A 20,727-nucleotide genomic window follows, 5' to 3' on the forward strand; every position below is an offset into this window, starting at 1 on the left:
TGCGCTATGGCAGCGCCATGTCCACCGACGATTTCCTCGCCCGTTTCGGCTCGCCCGGCGCCAGCCAGCCCGACCCCGTCGCCGCCGCCCAGCAGGCGATGCGCAATCCCCTGCCCGCCCGCTTCTACAAGGAGGCCGGCGTTCTGGAGCGGGACGGCCGCTTCCATGTCGCCCTCGACGGCAAGACGGCACGGACCCCGGCCCGCAAACCGCTCGCGGTGACCTCCCGCCCCGTCGCGGAAGCTCTCGCCGTCGAATGGCAGGCGCAGGCCGAACGCATCGACCCCGCCCGGATGCCGCTGACCCGGCTCGTCAATTCGGCGCTCGACGGCGTCGAGGACCAGCAGGAGGCCGTGCGCGCCGAGATCGTCCGCTATGCTGGCTCCGACGCGCTCTGCTACCGGGCCGGTGAGCCCGAGGCACTTGTCAAGCGGCAGAACCAGGTCTGGCAGCCGATCCTCGGCGCGATCGAGGCGCTGATCGGCGCCCGCTTCCTGCTGGCGGAAGGCATCGTCTTCGCGCAGCAGCCGGAAGAGACGCTCTCGGCCGTCGCCCGCCACGTCGGGAAAATCCCGGCTCCGCTCGCGCTCGCCGGTGCCCATAACGTCATGACGTTGACCGGCTCGGCCATCCTGACGCTGGCGCTGGCGAACGGACGGATCGAGCCCGACGCTGCCTGGGACGCCGCCCATCTCGACGAAGATTACCAGATCGGCATCTGGGGTCAGGACGAAGAAGCGGCCGAGCGGCGCATCATCCGCCGCCGCGAGTTCGACGCGGCCGTGCTGTTGCTGCTGAAAGGCTAGGCGCGATGAAAATGGGACCGGCGGCGACATCTCCCGATGCTTACGTCGAAGCCCTCTCCGGCTGGCAGCGCGCCCTCGTCGAGCAGCTGCGGCGGGATGTCCGCGCCGCCGCCCCGCTCGACGAGCGGATCAAATGGACCCATCTCGTCTATTTCTCGAACGGCCCGCTGCTGTTGATCCGCGCCGAGGAAAAGCGTGTCCTGTTCGGCTTCTGGCGCGGCAAGCGCCTGCGCGAGATCGCGCCACGCCTCAAGGCCGGCGGCAAATACGAACTGGCGACCTGGGAACTGCGCGAGGGCGACAGCATCGACCCCGCGCTGGTGACGAAGCTGGTGCAGGAAGCCGTCCGGTTGAATACCGAGCTCGGCAATCCGGCCGCGCCTTCCGCATGATTGCGGTTCCGGCTTCAGCAAACGTCGCAATGGACTCATGCGCGATGGCCGCTTAAGCCGGCTTTCGAGACGCGATTTCCGGCCGGGAGCCTGCCGCCATGAAGGACATCCTCGAACAGCTCGAAACCCGCCGCGAGGGCGCCCGCAAGGGCGGCGGCGAGCGGCGCATCGAGGCGCAGCACAAGCGCGGCAAGCTCACCGCCCGCGAGCGCATCGAGCTCCTGCTCGACAAGGACTCCTTCGAGGAGTTCGACATGTTCGTGCAGCACCGCGCCGTCGATTTCGGCATGGACAAGGCCGAGAAGATCCCCGGCGACGGCGTCGTCACCGGCTGGGGCACGGTCAATGGCCGCACCGTCTTCGTCTTCTCCAAGGACTTCACCGTCTTCGGCGGCTCGCTCTCCGAGACCCACGCCCAGAAGATCGTCAAGATCCAGGACATGGCGCTGAAGATGCGCGCCCCGATCGTCGGCCTGTTCGATGCCGGCGGCGCCCGCATTCAGGAGGGTGTCGCGGCGCTCGGCGGCTATGGCGAGGTCTTCAAGCGGAATGTTCAGGCTTCGGGCGTCATCCCGCAGATCTCCGTGATCATGGGCCCCTGCGCCGGCGGCGACGTCTATTCGCCGGCGATGACCGATTTCATCTTCATGGTCCGCGACACCTCCTACATGTTCGTGACCGGCCCGGAGGTGGTGAAGACCGTCACCAACGAGACCGTGACCTCCGAGGAGCTCGGCGGCGCCAAGGTCCACACCTCTAAGTCCTCCGTTGCCGACGGCTCCTTCGAGAACGATGTCGAGGCGCTCCTGCAGGTGCGCCGCCTGCTCGACTTCCTGCCGGCGAACAACACGGCCGGCGTGCCGGAATGGCCGAGTTTCGACGTGCCCGACCGCGTCGACATGAGCCTCGACACGCTCGTGCCCGACAACCCGAACAAGCCCTACGACATCAAGGAGCTGATCCTGAAGACGGTCGACGAGGGCGACTTCTTCGAGATCCAGGCGGCCTATGCCGGCAACATCGTCACCGGCTTCGGCCGCATCGAGGGCCGCACCGTCGGCATCGTCGCCAACCAGCCGATGGTGCTGGCCGGCGTGCTCGACTCCGATGCCTCGCGCAAGGCCGCCCGCTTCGTGCGCTATTGCGACGCCTTCGAGATCCCGATCGTCTCGCTGGTCGACGTTCCCGGCTTCCTGCCCGGCACGGCACAGGAATATGGCGGCCTGATCAAGCACGGCGCCAAGCTGCTCTTCGCCTACTCGGAATGCACCGTGCCGCTGGTCACGATCATCACGCGCAAGGCCTTCGGCGGCGCCTATGACGTGATGGCCTCCAAGCATATCGGCGCCGACGTCAACTATGCCTGGCCGACGGCGCAGATCGCGGTGATGGGCGCCAAGGGCGCGGTCGAGATCATCTTCCGCGGCGGCGACGCCGAGACGATCGCGCGCCAGACCAAGGAATACGAGGACCGCTTCATGTCGCCCTTCGTCGCGGCCGAGCGCGGCTATATCGACGAAGTCATCATGCCGCACTCGACGCGCCGCCGCATCGCCCGGGCGCTCGCCATGCTCCGCACCAAGAGCGTCGAACGCCCCTGGCGCAAGCACGACAACATTCCGCTCTGAGCGCGTTGCTTACGACCAGCGCCTGAATACGGCGCTGGCATTCACGCCGCCGAAGCCGAAGCCGTTCGAGATGGCATGCTCCATCGCGAGCGGCCGCGCCGCCTTCGCCACGAGATCGAGCCCGACCGCCGCCTCGTCCGGGTTTTCGAGGTTTAGCGTCGGCGGGGCGATCTGGTCGCGCAGCGCCAGGATCGTGAAGATCGCCTCCAGCCCGCCGGCCGCGCCGAGCAGATGGCCGGTGGCCGATTTCGTCGCGCTGATCGCGATGCCGCCTTCGCTGCCAAACACCGCCTTGATCGCAGCAAGCTCGCCACGGTCGCCGACCGGGGTCGAGGTGGAATGGGCGTTGAGATGCGCGACATCGGCCGGTCGCAACCCCGCCTGCTTCAGCGCAATCTCCATGGCGCGCCGCGCGCCGGAGCCGTCTTCGGGCCCCGACGTGATGTGATAGGCATCGGCGCTGGTGCCGTAGCCGGTGAGTTCCGCCAGGATCGTGGCGCCACGCGCCTGCGCATGTTCCAGCGCCTCGATTACCAGCAGCCCGGCGCCCTCGCCCATGACGAAGCCGTCGCGATCCCGGTCGAAGGGCCGCGAGGCCTTCTCAGGCTCCTCGTTGAAGCCGGTCGAGAGCGCACGCGCCGCAGCGAAGCCGCCAAGCGCGACAAGATCGACGCAGGCCTCGGTGCCGCCGCAGAGCGCGATATCGACCTCGCCCGCCCGGATCATTCGCGCCGCGTCGCCGATCGCCTGCACGCCGGCGGCACAGGCTGTGACCGGCGCGCCGATCGGCCCCTTGAAGCCATGCTCGATCGAGACATGGCCAGCGGCGAGGTTGACGAGGAAGGACGGGATCGTGAAGGGCGAGAGCCGCCGCGCCCCGCGCTGGTCGGTGATCCGCACGGCCTCGGCAATCGCCGGGAAGCCGCCGATGCCCGAAGCGATCACCGTCGCGGTGCGCTCGCGCTCAGCCTCGCTCTGCGGCTGCCAGCCAGCCTGCGCCAGCGCCTCCTTGGCGGCGACCAGCGCGAACTGGATGAAGCGGTCCATCTTGCGCTGGTCCTTCGGCGCAATCACCGCGTCGGGATCGAAGCCGCCCTCGGCATCCTCGGCCTTGGACGGCACGATGCCGGCGACCTTGGCCGGCAAGGCCTCGACGACCGCATCCGGGAGACGGCGCAGGCCAGAGCGCCCCGCAAGCAGGCGTTGCCAGGCGATCTCGGTTCCACAGCCAAGCGGCGAGACCACGCCCATCCCGGTAACGACGATACGGCGCATGGAATACTCCTATGTGCGAGAAGCCGGCGCAGCCGCATCCCGCGCCGCCACGATGGCGAGGCGTTGCAGCATGCCGGGACTGGCCTGCGGGCCAGCGATGACGGTGACGTTATCGGGATTCACGGGCTGCAAGCTCTGCGCATCGGCATAGGCCGGCACGACGGCCCGCCCGCTCTCGCGATCGGCGAGCAGCAGAGCCTGCCCTTCCGGCGCGAGATGGCGGTTACCGAAGGCGACCAGCGCCGCCACCACCGGAAAGAAGTCCCTGCCCCGCTCGGTCAGCACGTACTCGTAGCGCTTGGGCCGCTCGCTATAGAGCCGCCGTTCGAACAGGCCGGCCTCCGTGAGATGCTTCAGCCGCCGCGCCAGCATGTTCGGCGCGATGCCGAGGCTGCGCTGGAACTCGTCGAAGCGGGTGAAGCCCTGCAGCGCATCGCGCAGGATCAGGATGCTCCACCACTCGCCGACGGCCTCGACGGCGCGGGCGCAGGGACATTCGGCGAGCGGGATGAGCCGGGGTTGCATGCGCCCCAGCTAATGCAGTGACTATCATTTTGCAAGTCACTGTAGTGACCCGCATGCCGCGCGGCGGCTCTCCTCAGTCCAGCGTGCTCCGGAACCGCATCAGCGCGAGCCCCGCATAAACCGGCACGAACAGGCTGAGATAGAACACCTCGTCGCCGATATCGCTCAAGCCCGCGCCCTTCAGCATGATCGCGCGGATGATCCGCAGGAAATGCGTCAGCGGAAAGAGTTCGCCCAGGGTCTGCGCCCAGCCCGGCATGCCGGCGAACGGGAACATGAAGCCCGACAACATCAGCGAAGGCAGGAAGAAGAAGAAGGTCAGCTGCATCGCCTGGAGCTGCGTGCGCGCCACCGTCGAGATCGTATAGCCGAGCAGCACCAGCGCCAGCACGAAGATTAAGACACAGGTCAGGAGCAGCCCGAGCCCACCGAGAAAGGGCACGGCGAAGAGCAGCTTCGCCGCCCCCAGCACGATCACCACCTGCACGCCGCCGACCGCGAGATAGGGCAAGACCTTGCCAAGCATGATTTCGCCGGCCGTCGCCGGCATGGCGAGCAGGTTCTCCATCGTGCCGCGCTCGATCTCGCGGGTCAGCGCCATCGCCGTCATCATCACCATGGTCATCTGCAGGATGACGCCGAGCAGGCCGGGCACGATGTTGTACTGGGTGATGTTCTCCGGGTTGTAGCGCCGGTGCACGACGAAGGAGAGGCTGTCGCCGCCGGCACCGGCCGGGTCGGTGACCGGCTCGCGCCCCTGCGCTCGCTGCAAGGCCCGGCTCGCGATCGTACCGAGCGCCGAGACGGCCCCGCTCGCCGCCGCCGGATCGGTCGCATCGGCCTCGACCAGGATGCGCGGCTTGTCAGCCCGCTCGACGCGGGCGCCGAAATCGCTGGGAATCGTGACGAGGAAGGAGATTTCCCCCTTCGCCATCAGGCTTTCCGCCTCGGCCGCGCTCTGCGGCCGTTCGCCGAAGCGATAATAGTTCGAGACCTCCAGTGCCGAGACCACGGCGCGGGTATAGCGATCCTGCCCGAGCGCCAGGATCGCCGCCGGCAGGCCGCGCGGATCGTTGTTGATCGCATAGCCGAAGAGCAGGAGCTGGAGGATCGGCACCGCCAGCATCATCGCGAAGGTGATGCGGTCGCGCCGCATCTGGACGAATTCCTTGGCCAGCATCGCGCCGAGCCGGCGGGGCGAGAACAGGCCGGTCATGCCGCCCGCTCCTGCGCACCGGTCATGAACTTGATGAAGACGTCCTCGAGGCTGGTCTCGCCGGGCTCGACCTTGATCCCGGCCTCGCGCTTGAGCGGTTCAAGCGCCGCCTCAAGCTTGCCCCGGTCGGTGCCGACGACGTGCAGCGTCGCGCCGAAGGGCGCCACCTGCTCAACGCCATCAGCCGCCGAGAGCGCCCGCATCTGCTCGGGCTTCAGCGCGCCATGCACGACATAGGTCACGAGCCCGGAGCCCCGCACGACCTCCTCGACGGTCCCCGTCGCCAGCATCCGGCCATAGGCGATATAGCCGATGCGGTGGCAGCGTTCGGCCTCGTCCATGTAATGGGTCGAGACCAGCACGGTCAGCCCGTCGCCGGCGAGGCGATGGATCTCGTCCCAGAACTCGCGCCGCGCCTTGGGATCGACACCGGCGGTCGGCTCGTCGAGCAGCAGGAGCTTCGGCTGGTGCATGATGCAGGCGGCGAGCGCCAATCGCTGCTTCCAGCCGCCCGAGAGCGTGCCGGCAAGCTGGTCTTTGCGCGAGGTCAGCCCCAGCCCGTCCAGCGTCCGGGCCACCGCCTCCTCGACCGGGGCAAGTTCGTAGAGCCGCGCCACGAAGGTCAGGTTCTCGGCGATGGTCAGGTCTTCGTAGAAGGAGAAGCGCTGGGTCATGTAGCCGACCTGGCGCTTGATCGCCGCGCTCTGGCTGCGGACATCGAGCCCGAGCACCGTCCCCTCCCCGGCATCGGGCTTGAGCAAGCCGCAGATCATCCGGATCGTCGTCGTCTTGCCGGAGCCATTGGGACCGAGGAAGCCGACGATCTCGCCGGTCGCGACCGCGAGATCGACATCGTCGACCACCGTGCGCTTGCCGAAGCGCTTGGTCATGCCCCGCACATCGATGGCGAGCGGCGCGTTCACCGCTGCCCCCGAAGCGTCACATCGACGATCTGGCCGGGCTGCAGGGCCGATTGCGGGCCGCCATCCGGCCGCGCTTCGACCAGATAGACCAGCTTCTGGCGCGTCTGCGCCGAATAGATCACCGGCGGCGTGAATTCCGGCTCCGGCGAGACATAGGTCACCGTCGCGGTCAGCCCAGGCGCGCAGCCGTCGCAGCGGACATCGAGCTTCATCCCGGTGGTTACACCCGAGATCCTCACCTCCGGCACATAGAGCATCAGCTTGGCGGCGCCGTCCGGCAGCATCAGCAGCACCGGTGCGCTCGGCCCCGCGAGTTCGCCGACCCGGCGCAGCACATCGCTGATCCGCCCGGCCGAGGGCGCGACGAGCTGGCGCTGCGACAGCCGCCAGCGCGCCTGCGCCAGGGCGGCCTTGGCCTGCTCGACCGCGTTTTCGCTCGCCTTGATCTCGTCCGGACGCGCTGGCAGGCGCGCAACATCGAGATTGGCGGCGTTCTGCCGGACGCTCGCGGCGGCGACATCGCGCGCCGTTTCCGCCTGGTCGAAATCGGCCTGGGTCGAGACGCCACGCCGCAGCAGATCCTGCCGGCGCTCCAGGGCCCGCTCGGCCTCGCGCTGCTGCGCTTTGGCCGAGGCGAGATTGGCCTCGATCACCGCGATCTCTTCCGGCCGCCTGCCGATGCGCAGATTGTCGAGCTGCGCCTGCGCCTGCACTAAACGCGCCTCGCTTTCCCGAACCGCGTTCTCGGCATCGGTCGTCTCCAGCCCGGCAACGACCTTGCCGGCCTCGACGCGATCGCCCCGACGGATATCGATGTGCTCGATCCGGGCCGTATCGATCGGGCCAAGCCGGACATATTCGCCCTCGACATAGCCGGCGATCCGGACCGCATCGCCGCCGCAGGAGGAGAAGCTTCCGGCGATCAGCCCGAAGGAACAGAGGAAGCCGAGGATCATGACCTGTTCTCCCGCATGGCGGCGATGCTGGCGCGGACATTGGCGCGGATGACGCCGGTGATCGCCTCGCTCTCGGCCGTATCGATCGTGCTCCAGCCCATGCGCCGCATCACGGCCGGCCGGGCGAGCCGGAAGTAGAGCACCTGTCCGATCGTCGCGAAGACCGCGAGCTTCGTCTCCTGAGCCTTCGGCTCCATGCCGGTCGCCGCGGCCCAGAGCCGGCAGAGCTGGCCATGGACCGGGCCGACCAGCCCCTCGTAAAGCGTCTCGAAGGCCGAAGTCGGCTCCATCATCTCGCGCAGGACGAAGCGGGCGATCGTCTCGCTTTCCTGCGCCTGCGTCGCGAAAGCGGTCACACGCCCGACGATGCCGAGCAGCAGCTCGACCGCCATCTCAGGCGCGAGCCCCTCGAGCGGCGGCATGGCGGCAGCGGCACCGAAGACCCGCCGCTTCATCGTCGCGACCACAGCCTCGGCGCAGGCCTGGCGCAGGCCGTCCTTGCCGCCGAAATGATAGGCGATGCCGGCGCTGTTGACGCCTGCGGCCTGCGCGATCTCGCGGATCGAACTCGCCTCGAATCCGTGCCGCCCGAACAGGTCGAGCCCGGCCCGGATCAGCGCCTCGCGCGTTCCGGCATCGTTGTCTGAAATGGCTTTCATGCCATCTCGATAGCATCGACGGCAAATTTAATCAATCGATTGATTGAAATCATGAATCGAGGAGCTCGCCGCCTGCCCTTCCCGTTCCTCTCCCACACCATGCCAGCCGCGACATGACTCGCCGCCGATAATGGTCTAAGGCGGCAGCCATCCTTTGATCCGCCCCCGCCCGATGCTCTTCAACTCCTTCGCCTTCCTGCTCGCCTTCCTGCCGCTCGCGCTCGCCCTTCACTGGGGCGCGGAGCGCTTTGCGCCGAGCCTGCGGCTGCCGGTGCTGGTGGTGCTGTCCTTCGCCTTCTACGGCTATTGGGACTGGCGCTTCCTGCCGCTGCTGGCGCTCTCGATCGGGCTGAACTGGCTGATCGCCGAAGCCTTCCAGAAGACCAAGTCGAGCGCGCTGATCACGCTCGCGATCGTCCTGAATCTCGCCGTGCTCGCGGTGTTCAAGTACTTCAACTTCTTCGCCGATCTCGCTGGAATGATTCCCGGATTGCCAGCGCCGAAATTCGATATCGCGCTGCCGCTCGGCATCTCCTTCTTCACCTTCCACCACATCATGTACCTGACGGATCTCCGGCGCGGGCAGGCGCCGCGCTACGATCTCGTCCGCTACGCGCTCTACATCGCCTTCTTCCCGCAGGTGCTCGCCGGCCCGCTGGTGCGCTGGCGCGAGATCATGCACCAGCTCGACGAGCGGCCCTATCAGCGCCCGGACGCGGCCGAGCGGATCGCGCGCGGCCTGATGCTGTTGACCTTCGGCCTCGCCAAGAAGGTCCTGATCGGCGATCCGCTCGCCGAATATGCCAACCCGGTCTTCGCGGCGGCGGCGGCCGGCAAGGTCATCAGCTTCATGGAAGCCTGGCAGGCGACGCTCGCCTTCACCTTCCAGATCTATTTCGACTTCTCCGGCTATACCGACATGGCGCTGGGCCTTGCCCTGCTCTTCGGCGTCGTGCTGCCGCAGAATTTCGAGGCGCCCTATCGCTCGCTCTCGATCCAGGATTTCTGGCGGCGCTGGCACATGACGCTGTCGCGCTTCCTGCGCGACTACCTCTACATCCCGCTCGGCGGCTCCCGATCCGGCCTGCCGACGCAGGTCTGGGCACTCTTCGCCACCATGGCACTGGGCGGGCTCTGGCACGGCGCCGGCCTCACCTTCGTCGCCTGGGGCGTGGCGCATGGGCTCGCGCTGATCGTCGCCCTGTTCTGGCGCCGCGCCAACCTGCCGATGCCGGCGGCGCTCGGCTGGCTGCTGACCTTCCTGTTCGTCGCTCTGTGCTGGGTGCTGTTCCGGGCCACGAATTTCCAGGCCGCGCTCGCGATCTACAAGGGCCTGTTCGGCTTCGCGCCGATCGGCACCGGCTTCAAATGGCGCGCCCTGCTGCCGGCCGCCGCCTTCGCCATCATCGGCCCCACCGCCTGGAACCTCGTCCACAAATTGCCGCCGGCGCGCTGGCTGGCGATCCTGTGCGGGCTCCTGTTCGTCATCATCCTGCTGAAGATCGGCGAAGACGCCAATTATGAGTTCATCTACTTCCAGTTCTGAGCAGGCCGCTCGGGCGGCGAAGTGGACGGGCTTCACCGGCGCCTTCCTCGGCGCGGCGGTGCTGATCGCGGCCGCCTTCCTCTCCGCCGCCTTCCTGATCGACCCCTACGATTCCGGCCGCTCGCCCCTGAAGCTCAAGGAAGGCGTGCGTCCGCAGGGACCACGCACGGCGCTGGCCAGCCGCGGCCGCGACCAAAGCTTCACCGGCGCCATCTTCGGTAATTCGCATATCCAGCTGATCTCGCCGGAGGAATTGCGCACGAGGACCGGCATCCCCTTCGTCTCGCTGATCGCGCCGGCGACCATGCCGAAGGAGACCTTCGCGACGATCGACTGGTTCCTGCGCCACCACCGCAAGACGCCGCCGAAGGCCATCGTCGTCGGCATCGACAATTACTGGTGCACGGCGAATCCTGCACTGCCCAACGAGAAGCCCTTCCCCTTCTGGCTCATGAGCCGCAGCCTGCCCGATTATGTCGGTGGGCTGATGCGCTTCGACCTGCTGGAGGAGCTGCCCCGCCGCGTCTCCTACCTGACCTCGCACAAGGCCGAGCGCGCCCGCCCGGACGGCTACTGGGACTACGAATCGGGCTACGCCGTGCAGGGTTACGGCACCAATCCCGAGATCATCGCCCGGCTGCAGAAGCCGCTCGAGGCCGGCGGCGGCAATGTCGACGGCCCCTTCCCCGCTGCCACCGGGCTAGAGGAGCTGATGCAGGCCGCTCCGGCCGAAACAGCGCTGATTCTCCTGCGCCCGCCGGTCTATGTCACGGCCCTGCCAAAACCCGGCACCCGCGATGCCGCAGCCGACGCCGCCTGCCGCAAGGCTTTCGCCGATCTGGCGGCCCGGCGCCCCCGCACGGCGCTGATCGACTGGCGGCTCGACAGGCCCGAATTGCGCGATCCCAACCTCTTCTTCGACCATAGTCACTATCGCCAACCGATCGCCCGACTGGTCGAAGCCGACATCGCCGAGGCCATCCGCAAGCTGAATTGACGCGAAGCAGGCCGATTTCATCGAAAATCGACCTGAAATCGCGTGTTTTCACGAAGCCGTTGAAGCCGTGTCGGAAGCGATTGTTCCGCTTGAGACTGATCGCTATAAGGGCGCCAAATCGGCTCCCCTCCCGCGGCACAGCCGATGGGTGCGTGAACCGACAAACTAGAGAGCGCGCCCATGTCGAAGCAGATCATCCTCGAGGCGGACTACAAACCGAGCGATGACGAGCCGTTCATGAACGATCGTCAACGCGAATATTTCCGCGGCAAGCTCCTCGCCTGGAAGGACGAGATCCTGCGGGAAGCCAAGGAAACCCTGGTCACCCTGCAGAGCGAGAGCGAGAATCATCCGGACATCGCCGACCGGGCCTCCTCCGAAACCGATCGCGCCATCGAATTGCGCGCCCGTGACCGGCAGCGCAAGCTGATCGCCAAGATCGACGCCGCCATCGCCCGGATCGACGACGGCTCCTACGGCTATTGCGAGGAGACCGGCGAACCGATCTCGCTCAAGCGCCTTGAAGCCCGCCCGATCGCGACCCTGTCGCTGGAAGCGCAGGAGCGCCACGAGCGCAACGAGCGCGTCTTCCGCGACGATTGAGCGGCGGCTGGCTCTACCGGCTTTTCGAAAGGCCCCGCGTCGACAGGCGCGGGGCCTTTCGCGTCAAGGAACCGCCGCTTCGGCCGCACGTTTCGCTGACAATGGCGGCCGAGCTGGAGGAGACGCGGCATGGACCGTTTCACAGGCGGCTGCCGGTGCGGCGATATCCATGTCGTGGCGTCGGGGCGCCCTTACCGGGTCGGCATCTGCCATTGCCTCGACTGCCGCAAACATCACGGCGCCCTCTTCCACGCCTCGGCGATCTTTCCGCAGGACGCAGTGACGATCGAGGGCGAAGCTCGCGACTATGACGGGCGCTTCTTCTGCCCCCGCTGCGGCTCCACGGTCTTCGGGCGCAGCGGTGACGAGGTCGAGATCAATCTCGGCTCGCTGGACGCGCCGGACCAGCTCGTGCCGACCTACGAGCTCTGGACCATCCGCCGCGAATCCTGGCTACCGCCCTTCCCGCTGAGGAAGCGCTACGAGCGCGACCGCGACTCTACCGGTCGCTCCGAGGACTAGCGTCGGCCCCGCCTGCCGTCAGTGACCACTGAAGACGAGGGTCTTGACCGGCAGGACAAGCGCCTGGATGCGCAGCAGCATGGCATGGACCAGCCCGGTCGCATCGACGGCGTGCAGCGCGATACGGCGCAGCGTGCTGGTTTCCTTCGCGGCGATGATGTCGTGGTTGTTGCTATAGGCGTTGGCGATGCAGCTGCTGCCCGGCGTCACGCCGTCGAGCCCGCCCTGGTAGAGCGGTTCGAGATAGGTGAGGATCGTTCCCGGCCGGATCACCTGCTGGGCGTCGACCAGTTGCTCTCCGCTGCGGATCTGGCCCGCGGCGATGAAATCCTGCACGCCCGTCACCACCATCGGAATGACTTCCCAGGGCTTCGAGATGCAAGTCACCTCGGCCACCATGCCGACCTTGATAACCTGCGCCTCGATCTGGCCGAAGCCGGCCTGCATCCTGCCCCGTCCCGCCTCTTCGGGAATGATGATGCCTGCCGGGCGCATGAAGGGGTTGACGACGTCTCCAGCCCGCAGCGAGAACTGCTCGACATGCCCGGTGAAGCCGGCCCGCACCACGGTCTTGCTCAACTCCACCTCGGCCTGAACCAAAGCTGCCTCGGCGCTCGCACGCTCGGCTGGCAGCAGAGTCACGATCTTCGTCTGGGCGGCTGCCTGCGAGGCCGTTGCCGACGCGACAGCGGCCTCGCGACCAGCGACGATGTTCTCGAGCCGCTCGATCTCACGGGTGGCGACGACGTTCTCATTGCGCTGCCTGAGCTCGCGCTTGGTCTGCAATTCGTCGAGGGCTTGCTGCAGCGCGCTCTTCGCCTCCTGAATCTTGCCGTCAAAAGCGAGGATATCGGCCTTCGCGACAGCCAGCGCCGCGTCAACCTCGGCGATCTTGCGCCTTGCGGCCTCGACGGCAGCTTCCTGGCTCTTGCTGTCGAGGGTGAAGATCGGCGCGCCCTTTTCGATCTTCGCGCTGTAAGCAACATGGACCTGCGCGACGCGGCCATTGATCTCCGGCACGATCGGCACCGTCCGGAAGAAGACCGTGGCGCTGGTCGTGGACGGGTGATTGTAGAAGATCACGGTGATCAGGCCGACCGTCAGCATCACGCAGGTGACGAGCCCCCAGCGCAGCTCGAACCAGACCGAATAGAGCGTGAGCTCGCGGCCGAACCGCTTGCCCTGGCCGTAGCGGCGATAAAGATAATCGGGAAGGAGGGTGAAGAGCGCGCAGACGAGAAGCTCAAGCATGGTTCTTCTCCTCGACGCTGGCGCCCGCATACGGCGCATTCCCGTCCGGCGTGGGGACAGCAGTCTCCGCGTCCGATGCCGCATCCCCGCCCCGGCCCGGCTCGATGCCCGCCATTTTTTCCAGCGAGCCGGCCATCCGGCCGAACATTCCTGGAACGTCAGGCAGGTCGATCAGGGCGAGCAGCAGCCCGGCGACCCAGAAGGCGTGGACATGCGTGAACAGCGCGAGCAACCCGAGAACGGCGACGATCTCGAACTGGATCTTGTGCGTCTTGTGCGCCATCCGCTCGGGCAAGGTGTGCAGGCGCAGGAAAAGCAGCCCGATGCCCAGAACCGCGCCGATGAGGATGATTGCCGCGACCACCATCAGGTAGTCCGTTCCCCCCGGCGCGGTGATGAAGGATGGGAGCGCATGCGGAGCGGCGGGGTGAACGGCTGCCGTCATGACGGTACTCCTGTCGCCGGAGGCATAGTCAGTGCTGCGGCGCCACACCGATCGAATGTCGGCGCGGTAGCAGGTGAGAGCTATGACAGCGGAAGGATCTCCCTAGGTCAACATGTCCAACGTCAATTCCATCTGGAACAGGCGTTGCCGAGGGGCAATCCGCCGTCTGGAGCCCATATCTCAGAGTAAGACGTGCTTTGAGGAACCATGGAAAGCCCCGCGTCGGGAGAACGCGGGGCTTTTTGGCCGCCAGCCTAAAAAGCTTGGGGAGCGTGGCGGGCGGCCGGGATGGTGGCGGCTCGGGAGAGGCCGCCGTCCGTCCGGCGCGGAGACAAGGGGGAGCGTTCCGCGCCGTCCGGGATTCCGGTGAAGGGAGATCAGAAGGGCAGCAGGATATCCATCACCTGCTGGCCGTAGCGCGGCTGCTGGACATCGGTGATCTGGCCGCGGCCGCCATAGGCGATGCGGGCCTGGGCGATCTTGGTCGAATCGATGGTGTTGTCGGACTCGATGTCCTCAGGCCGGATCACGCCGGCGACGATCAGCTCGCGGATCTCGAAATTGACGCGGATCTCCTGCTTGCCCTCGATCACGAGATTGCCGTTAGGCAGGTTCTGGGTGACGACCGCCGCGACATTGGTGGCCAGCGTCTCGGAACGGTTGACCGAGCCCGCGCCCTCGCTGGACGCATCGGAATCCAGCTTCAGGAGCGACGAGGCCTTGGCGCCGTTGGGCAGGTAGGCGTCGAGCTTGTTCTCGAAGCCGAAGGTATTCTCGGCGCCGAAATCCTCGCCGTTCTTGCGGCTGCGCTTGGTCGTGTTGTTCAGCTGGGCCTTGTCGGTGACCTTGACCTTGACGGTGACGAGGTCGCCGACATTGCGGGCGCGCTGGTCCTTGAAGAAGGCGCGCGAGCCGGTGCGCCAGAGCGAATTCGGCGCGTAGGAAGCATGCGCTACCTCCGGCATCGGCATCTGCACCGGCTTGTAGCCCTTGGCGGCGGTCGGGTCCTCGACCGGCGACAACGTCGGCGCCTGACCGACATTGGCGAGGCGGTCACCGATGCCGCAGGCGCCGAGAGAGGCGGTCAGCAGCAGAAGCCCGGAGAGCTTGGCGAAACGGTTGGCGTACATGGCTTTTCCCATGGAACTTTACTGGGCGCTGGCGACGCGGCCGGCGGTCGACGGCTGGACGGAAACCCGTCCGGCACCGGTGACCTTGCCCTGCAGCACGCGCTTGGACTGGGGATTGGTGACGGAGACGACATCGCCCATCGCGCCGGCCTCGTTGGCCCGGCCGCGCAGCGTGATCAGGAGACCCGGCGCCTCGTAGACGATCGTGACGAGATCGCCCTTGCCGACGATCTCCTCGCGCTGGACGTCGCTGCCGCGCAGCGGCACGCCGGCGAGCAGGGCACGGCGCGCGACCTTGTCGATGGCGGCGCGGGCATCGCCGATGATCTCGGAGCCCTGCCCGTCGCGCGGGCGGCGCTCGACGGTGACGTCGTCCTTGCCGAGCGTCTCGCCGCGGGCGATAAGGCGCTTGGGCACCACGACCTCCATGGTCTCGACGAGCTGGCCGGAGATGCGCAGCGGCTTCAGCCGCATCGCCGTGCTGCCGGGCACCGCGAGCCGGGCCTGCAGGCGCCGGGAGCGGGCATCGAAGGAGAGATCGACCACCGCGACGTCGCCGTTGAGCTCGGGCTCGACGGCGACGCTCGGCGCCCCGCCATCGATCGCCAGAGCGAAGATGCGGGCATCGACGCCGAAGCGCTCCTGCAACCCGGCCTTCACCGCGGCTTCGAGGTCCATCGCCGTGACGCGGCGCGCGGCCCGCGTCACCACGACCTGCGCGAAACCCTGGCTCTGGATCTCGCTGGCATCGCGGACGATACCGGCCGAGCGGGCAGCCTCGACGATGCGGGCAACCTGGATGGTACCGGTCTCGCCAAGTGCGGGCGCCCGGAAGGCGGCGGTCGCGGCTGCCTCGCCGGCAAGGCCGGGGATGAGATCGCCGAAGGTGACGAGATCGCGGGCGAGATTGATCTCGGGGCGCAGCTGCAGCTTGGACGGCAGCGCTGCCGCAGTCGGAGCCGTGACGGCCGAGGCCATCCCGACCGGCGCGGGCTGGGCCTGCTGTGGCGAGGCGAAAGCGGCGGTGCCGGAGAGCAGCAGGGCAATCAGGGAGAGGCGGATCATGATGCTCACCCCCCTTAGCCGCGGAACATCTGGGTCGTCGCCGACATCATCTGGTCGGCGGCGGTGATGACCTTGGAGTTCATCTCGTAGGCGCGCTGCGCGGCGATCAGGGAGGAGAGCTCCGTCACCGCCTGGACGTTGCCCTCTTCGAGATAGTTCTGCTGCAGCGTGCCGAAGCCTTCGCCGCCGCCGAAGCCGTCGATCGGCTGACCCGAGGCGGCCGTCTCGACATAGAGGTTGTCGCCGATCGACTCGAGGCCGACCTTGTTGACGAAGCGCACGAGCTGGATCTGGCCGAGCTGCTGCGGCGCGGTCTGCCCGGGCACCATCGCCTCGACGATGCCCTGCGCGTTGATGCTGACGCTGGAGGCATTGTTCGGCACGGTGATGCCGGGCTCGACCTGATAACCGTCGCGGGTGACGATCTGGCCCTGAGAGTCGAGGTCGAAGGAGCCGTCACGGCTATAGGTGGTGCGGCCATCCGGCATGCGAACCCGGAAGAAGCCTTCGCCGCGGATCGCGAGGTCGTAGGGCTTCTCGGTCGGGGTGATGTTGCCCTGGGTCATGACGCGGCCGGTCGAGACCGTCTTGACGCCGGAGCCGATGAAGGTGCCGGCAGGCGCCTGCGTGTTCTGGTCGGAGGTGGCCGAGCCGGCGCGCCGGAAATGTTCGTAGAGCAGATCCTGGAAGTGGATCTGCTGGCGCTTGTAGCCGGTGGTCCGGACGTTCGCGATGTTGTTGGAGATGACCTGGACGTTCATCTCCTGGGCCATCATGCCGGTCGCGGCTGTCTGCATGGCGCGCATGGTGCGTGCTCCCTTCCGCTATCAGGCTTGCTGGTCGGCCAGGCGCGAGATCGCCCGGCTGCGCAGTTCATCGGATTTGTTGATCATGTTGGCGATGCTCTGGTAGGTGCGCTGCACCTCCATCAGGCGGGTCAGTTCGACCACGGCCTTGACGTTGGAGCGCTCGATCGCAGCGGGTTCCAGCCGCGCTTCCGGGCCGGCCGGCTGGGCAGCGACCGTGGACGAGAACAGGTTCGTGCCTTCGTTTGCCAGCGTCGCCGGATCGGCGAAGCGGACCTGGCGCAGCTTGCCGCGCGTGCCCTGGTCGCTGCTCACGGTGCCGTCGGCGGCGATGCGCATGGAATGTTCGCTGGAACCGAAGGCGATCGGCCCGGCCTCGCCCATCACCGGCAGGCCAGTCTGGGTCACGAGCCGGCCCTGCCGGTCGATATTGAGGGAGCCGGCGCGGGTATAGCGCTCGCCGTTCGGTGTCTGCACGACGAGGTAGTTGTCGCCCTTCAGCGCCACGTCGAGCGGGTTGCCCGTCATCTCGATCGTGCCCTGCGACAGGTCGAGCGGCGTGCCCTTGTCGATGACATAGGACAGCGGCCGGTCTGCCGGCTTGAAGGCATCGGCCTTCGCGCCAGGCATGAGGAACTCGTTGAAGCGCGCGCTGCGCGCCTTGAATCCATTGGTGCCGACATTCGCCATGTTGTTGGCGATGACGTCCAGCTCGCGCGCCAGAGCCACCTGACGCGACAGGCCGATGAGAAGCGCGTTCTCCACGGCTAAGGCTCCCGATCATGTCCCGCGGCAACCTCGACGCTCCCCAGCGCAGTCGCCACGGCCCAGTACCGGCAAGCGTCGTGCCAGCATGGTTAATCCAGACAAGATATTGATATTGTTCAATATACATATGAAGGCGCCCCCTGCCGCACCCCGGCACAAGCTGCTGGAGCGGCAAGAAACGCCCGGCAAATTCTGCCGCCCTTAACGACGCGTTAACCGTAATTGGGGAAGGTGGCTCAAGGGGCGGCAGAACGCGGCCCGACGGCCCGGGGCGCGTGACGACATGGCGAAGAAAGCCAAGAAGGAAGAGGAAGGCGCTGCCGGCGAAGAGGCGCCGAAGAGCAAGAAGAAGCTCTTCATCATCATCGGCGGCGTCGTGCTGCTGGCGGCGGCCGGCGGTGGCGGCTGGTTCTTCCTGAAGAAGCCCTCGCCCGAGCAGGTCGCGGCCGCCGAAGCCGCGGCCAAGGCCAAGAACCCCATCGCCTTCCTCGACATGAAGGACATGATGATCAGCATGTCCAGCAGCGGCCAGCAGGACCGCCAGCCGGTCATGAAGATCAAGGTGGTGCTGGAAATCGCCGATGCGAAGGCGGCCGATCAGGTCAAGCCGCTGCTGCCGCGCATCGAGGATGCCTTCCAGGTCTTCATGCGCGAACTGCGCCCCTCCGATCTCGAAGGCTCGGCCGGCATGTACCGTCTGAAGGAAGAGCTGCTGCGCCGCGTCAACCTGACCGTCTATCCGGCCAAGGTTGACGCCGTGCTGTTCAAGGAACTGCTGGTGCAGTGAGCCGGATTCCGGCCCTGACCGCACCGAGATGATGGCGGAACGATGAGCACCGAGCGCGACAAGAACACGCCGAGCGACGAGCCGCTGACCCCGGAAGGGATGGCGGCCGGCTGGGCTACGATGCCCGACATCATCGAGGAGGATGGCGAACAGGAAGGCGGCACCGACCGCCTGATGTCGCAGGAAGAAATCGACACGATGCTCGGTTTCTCCAGCGGCGACGACAGCGCGTCCCGCAACGGCATCCAGGCGATCGTCGATTCCGGCTCGGTCGCCTACGAGCGTCTGCCGATGCTCGAGATCATCTTCGAGCGTCTGGTGCGCCTACTGTCGACGAGCCTGCGCAACTTCTTCACGGACAATGTCGAGGTCACGCTGGAGAGCATCCGCTCGGTCCGCTTCGGCGATTACATCAACTCGATCTCGCAGCCGGCCTTGCTCTCGGTCTTCAAGGCCGAGGAATGGGACAATTTCGGCCTCATCACCATCGAGTCCGCGCTGATCTACTCCGTCCTCGACGCCATGTTCGGCGGCAAGCGCGGCCAGCCGGCGCCACGCATCGACGGCCGCCCCTTTACCTCCATCGAGATCCGGATGGTCCGGCGCGTCATCGAGCTCGTGCTGAGCGATGCCGAGGCCGCCTTCAAGCCGCTCTCGCCGGTGCGCTTCAATGTCGACCGCGTCGAATCCAATCCGCGCTTCGTCTCGATTTCCCGCCCCGCCAATGCCGCGATCCGCGTCGAGCTCAAGTTCGACATGGAAGGCCGCGGCGGCGCGCTGCACCTGCTGCTGCCCTACGCCACGATCGAGCCGATCCGTGAATTGCTGCTCGAAAGCTTCATGGGTGAGAAGCTCGGCCGCGATCCGACCTGGGAGAACCATCTCGCGACAGAGGTCTGGCAGGCCGATGTCGACGTCACCTGCGTGCTGCACGAGACACAACTGCCGCTGAAGCGCGTCATGAAGCTGGAGATCGGCGACACCCTGATGTTCGACGCTCGCCCGGACTCCACCGTCTCGCTGCGTTGCGGCGACTTCATCGTCACCGAGGGCCGGATCGGCCGGGTCGACGACAAGATCGCCGTGCAGGTCGTCAGCCCCTTGCGTCGCTCCAAAACCACCATCGCTGCCTTCGACAGCCTCGCCAGCCATCTCGGCGCCACCGCCTGAAGAGGACATATGACGATCAACCTCATCGCCGACGTGCTTGTTGCCTCGCTTCTCGTCGCCACCATCATCACCTGCTTCATCCTGACCAAGCGCATCGAGCGCCTGAAGGCGGACGAGGCCGGCATGCGCCAGACCGTCGGCGCGCTGATCACCGCGACCGATAACGCCGAGCGCGCCATTGCCGGCCTCAAGTCGACGCTGGGCGATTGCGACCGCACCCTGGAGGAGCGCCTGCGCACCGCCGAGCGTTACGCCGCCGATCTCGCCGCCCAGGTCGAGGCCGGCCAGGCGGTGATGGAGCGTATCGGTCAGATCGTCAGCGCCGCGACCCTGGTCGGCGCCAAGGAAGCCCCGGTCGAGGCCCCTGCCATGCCAGCCCCCGTCTCGCGCCTTGAGAGCGCGGCTCAATCGGCCGCCGCCATCCGCGCGCGCGCCGCCCGTCGCCTCGAGGAACAGGCTGCGTGATCGAACGGCCCCGCCTCCTGCCGGCAGTGATTCTCGGCGCCATGGGTCTCCTGGCGCTGAAGCTGCTTGCCTGGACGGCGGAGCCGATCCCCGGCCACATCCCGGCCTCCCTGCCGCTGATGGCGCAGGCGCCTGCCGGCAAGAACATCGCGCGCGCCGTCTTCGATCCGGAAACGACCGGCTCCGTGCCTGCTCCTGATCCGAAGAAGGAACAGGAGAAGAAGGAGGCCGAGGCCAAGGCCGAAGCCGCCCGCGCCGCCAATCCCAACAACAAGGCCGGCATCATCAACGGCACGGCCCAGCCGGTCTCCCCCGCCGAGAAGGCGATCCTGGAACGCCTCGGCGAGCGGCGCGAGGAGCTGGAAGGCCGGATGCGCGAGCTGGAAATGCGCGAGCGCCTGCTGAACTCCGCCGAGAAGAAGCTCGACGGTCGCGTCGGCGATCTCAAGGCGCTTGAGGAGAAGGCCGGCGGCCAGGGCGCCGCCAAGGTTGCCGTCGAGGAAGCCAAGGCGATCAAGAACCTTGTCATCATGTACGAAGCGATGAAGCCGAAGGACGCTGCGCGCGTCTTCGACCGCCTCGGCCTCGACGTGCTGGTGCCGGTCGTCCAGCAGATGAACCCGCGCAAGATGTCGGAAGTTCTGGCGGCGATGGCGCCCGACCGCGCCGAGAAGCTCACCGTCGCTCTGGCGACCAGTGGACGCGGTGCAACCATCGAGCGCGTGACGAACGAAGCCCCCCTGCCCGGCAACGAACTCCCGGCGATCGCGCCGCAGCGCTGAGCCGGCCGCG

The 20,727-nt window shown here is 67.1% G+C and carries 23 protein-coding genes; 11 read left to right on the plus strand and 12 right to left on the minus strand.

The features are described from left to right. Window positions 1-17: 17 nt before the first annotated feature. The 3 genes from NUV79_RS06470 to NUV79_RS06480 all read left to right on the plus strand — a co-directional run bounded on the left by NUV79_RS06470 (window position 18) and on the right by NUV79_RS06480 (window position 2,826). Complete coding sequence (locus NUV79_RS06470; RefSeq protein WP_257732244.1) at window positions 18-806, plus strand: ATP12 family chaperone protein; 789 nt, start codon at window positions 18-20, stop codon at window positions 804-806. 5 nt (window positions 807-811) lie between these two features. Further along, complete coding sequence (locus NUV79_RS06475; RefSeq protein ID WP_257732245.1) at window positions 812-1,198, plus strand: DUF1801 domain-containing protein; 387 nt, start codon at window positions 812-814, stop codon at window positions 1,196-1,198. Between the two features lie 98 nt (window positions 1,199-1,296). Then, window positions 1,297-2,826 carry an acyl-CoA carboxylase subunit beta gene (locus NUV79_RS06480; protein ID WP_257732246.1) on the plus strand — a complete coding sequence of 510 codons (1,530 nt, stop codon included), beginning with the start codon at window positions 1,297-1,299 and terminating at the stop codon, window positions 2,824-2,826. A 9-nt stretch (window positions 2,827-2,835) separates the two neighbouring features. Here the strand turns inward: NUV79_RS06480 and fabF are convergent, their stop codons facing one another. From fabF to NUV79_RS06510, 6 genes are all read right to left on the minus strand, one after another. Then, window positions 2,836-4,101, minus strand: coding sequence for a beta-ketoacyl-ACP synthase II (gene fabF / locus NUV79_RS06485; RefSeq protein ID WP_257732248.1), 1,266 nt, complete (start codon window positions 4,099-4,101; stop codon window positions 2,836-2,838). A gap of 9 nt (window positions 4,102-4,110) precedes the next feature. Then, on the minus strand, window positions 4,111-4,626 hold the full coding sequence (locus NUV79_RS06490; RefSeq protein ID WP_257732249.1) for a winged helix-turn-helix transcriptional regulator: 516 nt from the start codon (window positions 4,624-4,626) through the stop codon (window positions 4,111-4,113). Window positions 4,627-4,699: 73 nt separating this feature from the next. Next, a complete protein-coding gene (locus NUV79_RS06495) occupies window positions 4,700-5,842 on the minus strand; it encodes an ABC transporter permease (protein WP_257732250.1) in 1,143 nt (380 codons plus the stop codon). Further along, entirely contained in the window at window positions 5,839-6,732 is an 894-nt protein-coding gene (locus tag NUV79_RS06500) for an ABC transporter ATP-binding protein (protein WP_257732347.1), read from the minus strand. The genes NUV79_RS06495 and NUV79_RS06500 overlap by 4 nt, the downstream gene beginning before the upstream one ends. 29 nt (window positions 6,733-6,761) lie before the next feature. Beyond that, entirely contained in the window at window positions 6,762-7,721 is a 960-nt protein-coding gene (locus NUV79_RS06505) for an HlyD family secretion protein (RefSeq protein WP_257732251.1), read from the minus strand. Continuing rightward, a complete protein-coding gene (locus NUV79_RS06510; RefSeq protein ID WP_257732252.1) occupies window positions 7,718-8,380 on the minus strand; it encodes a CerR family C-terminal domain-containing protein in 663 nt (220 codons plus the stop codon). Before NUV79_RS06510 ends, NUV79_RS06505 begins: the two co-directional genes overlap by 4 nt. A gap of 172 nt (window positions 8,381-8,552) precedes the next feature. Between NUV79_RS06510 and NUV79_RS06515 the strand changes: the two genes are divergently transcribed. From NUV79_RS06515 to NUV79_RS06530, 4 genes are all read left to right on the plus strand, one after another. After that, window positions 8,553-9,926 (plus strand): MBOAT family O-acyltransferase, encoded by a 1,374-nt coding sequence (locus NUV79_RS06515; protein ID WP_257732348.1) that lies wholly within the window; start codon window positions 8,553-8,555, stop codon window positions 9,924-9,926. After that, entirely contained in the window at window positions 9,901-10,923 is a 1,023-nt protein-coding gene (locus NUV79_RS06520; RefSeq protein ID WP_257732253.1) for a hypothetical protein, read from the plus strand. The genes NUV79_RS06515 and NUV79_RS06520 overlap by 26 nt, the downstream gene beginning before the upstream one ends. Window positions 10,924-11,103: 180 nt before the next feature. Continuing rightward, window positions 11,104-11,526 carry an RNA polymerase-binding protein DksA gene (dksA, locus tag NUV79_RS06525; protein WP_257732254.1) on the plus strand — a complete coding sequence of 141 codons (423 nt, stop codon included), beginning with the start codon at window positions 11,104-11,106 and terminating at the stop codon, window positions 11,524-11,526. A 129-nt stretch (window positions 11,527-11,655) separates the two neighbouring features. Further along, complete coding sequence (locus NUV79_RS06530; protein ID WP_257732255.1) at window positions 11,656-12,048, plus strand: GFA family protein; 393 nt, start codon at window positions 11,656-11,658, stop codon at window positions 12,046-12,048. A gap of 18 nt (window positions 12,049-12,066) precedes the next feature. Here NUV79_RS06530 and NUV79_RS06535 read toward each other — a convergent pair whose 3' ends face one another. From NUV79_RS06535 to flgF, 6 genes are all read right to left on the minus strand, one after another. Continuing rightward, a complete protein-coding gene (locus tag NUV79_RS06535; RefSeq protein WP_257732256.1) occupies window positions 12,067-13,299 on the minus strand; it encodes an HlyD family secretion protein in 1,233 nt (410 codons plus the stop codon). Then, window positions 13,292-13,744, minus strand: a complete 453-nt coding sequence (locus NUV79_RS06540) for a hypothetical protein (protein ID WP_257732257.1) — start codon at window positions 13,742-13,744, stop codon at window positions 13,292-13,294. The genes NUV79_RS06535 and NUV79_RS06540 overlap by 8 nt, the downstream gene beginning before the upstream one ends. A 377-nt stretch (window positions 13,745-14,121) precedes the next feature. Beyond that, window positions 14,122-14,874 (minus strand): flagellar basal body L-ring protein FlgH, encoded by a 753-nt coding sequence (flgH, locus tag NUV79_RS06545; RefSeq protein WP_257732258.1) that lies wholly within the window; start codon window positions 14,872-14,874, stop codon window positions 14,122-14,124. An 18-nt stretch (window positions 14,875-14,892) separates the two neighbouring features. Further along, on the minus strand, window positions 14,893-15,939 hold the full coding sequence (gene flgA / locus NUV79_RS06550) for a flagellar basal body P-ring formation chaperone FlgA (protein ID WP_257732259.1): 1,047 nt from the start codon (window positions 15,937-15,939) through the stop codon (window positions 14,893-14,895). A gap of 14 nt (window positions 15,940-15,953) precedes the next feature. Further along, window positions 15,954-16,745, minus strand: coding sequence for a flagellar basal-body rod protein FlgG (gene flgG, locus NUV79_RS06555; RefSeq protein WP_257732260.1), 792 nt, complete (start codon window positions 16,743-16,745; stop codon window positions 15,954-15,956). 21 nt (window positions 16,746-16,766) lie between these two features. Beyond that, a complete protein-coding gene (gene flgF / locus NUV79_RS06560; RefSeq protein WP_257732261.1) occupies window positions 16,767-17,510 on the minus strand; it encodes a flagellar basal-body rod protein FlgF in 744 nt (247 codons plus the stop codon). A 286-nt stretch (window positions 17,511-17,796) separates the two neighbouring features. On the opposite strand from flgF, the gene fliL reads away from it, so the two are divergent. Genes fliL through NUV79_RS06580 form a run of 4 tightly spaced genes read left to right on the plus strand, consistent with a single transcriptional unit; the run spans window position 17,797 to window position 20,717 of the window. Continuing rightward, window positions 17,797-18,300, plus strand: coding sequence for a flagellar basal body-associated protein FliL (gene fliL, locus NUV79_RS06565; RefSeq protein WP_257732262.1), 504 nt, complete (start codon window positions 17,797-17,799; stop codon window positions 18,298-18,300). A 42-nt stretch (window positions 18,301-18,342) separates the two neighbouring features. Next, on the plus strand, window positions 18,343-19,470 hold the full coding sequence (fliM, locus tag NUV79_RS06570) for a flagellar motor switch protein FliM (RefSeq protein WP_374678913.1): 1,128 nt from the start codon (window positions 18,343-18,345) through the stop codon (window positions 19,468-19,470). Window positions 19,471-19,479: 9 nt separating this feature from the next. Next, window positions 19,480-19,935: a DUF6468 domain-containing protein gene (locus NUV79_RS06575; RefSeq protein WP_257732263.1), complete on the plus strand. Its 456-nt coding sequence runs from the start codon at window positions 19,480-19,482 to the stop codon at window positions 19,933-19,935. Further along, window positions 19,932-20,717, plus strand: coding sequence for a MotE family protein (locus NUV79_RS06580; protein ID WP_257732264.1), 786 nt, complete (start codon window positions 19,932-19,934; stop codon window positions 20,715-20,717). The genes NUV79_RS06575 and NUV79_RS06580 overlap by 4 nt, the downstream gene beginning before the upstream one ends. Window positions 20,718-20,727: the final 10 nt, after the last annotated feature.

Source organism: Allobosea sp. 47.2.35, assembly GCF_024655635.1.
Classification (GTDB): domain Bacteria; phylum Pseudomonadota; class Alphaproteobacteria; order Rhizobiales; family Beijerinckiaceae; genus Allobosea.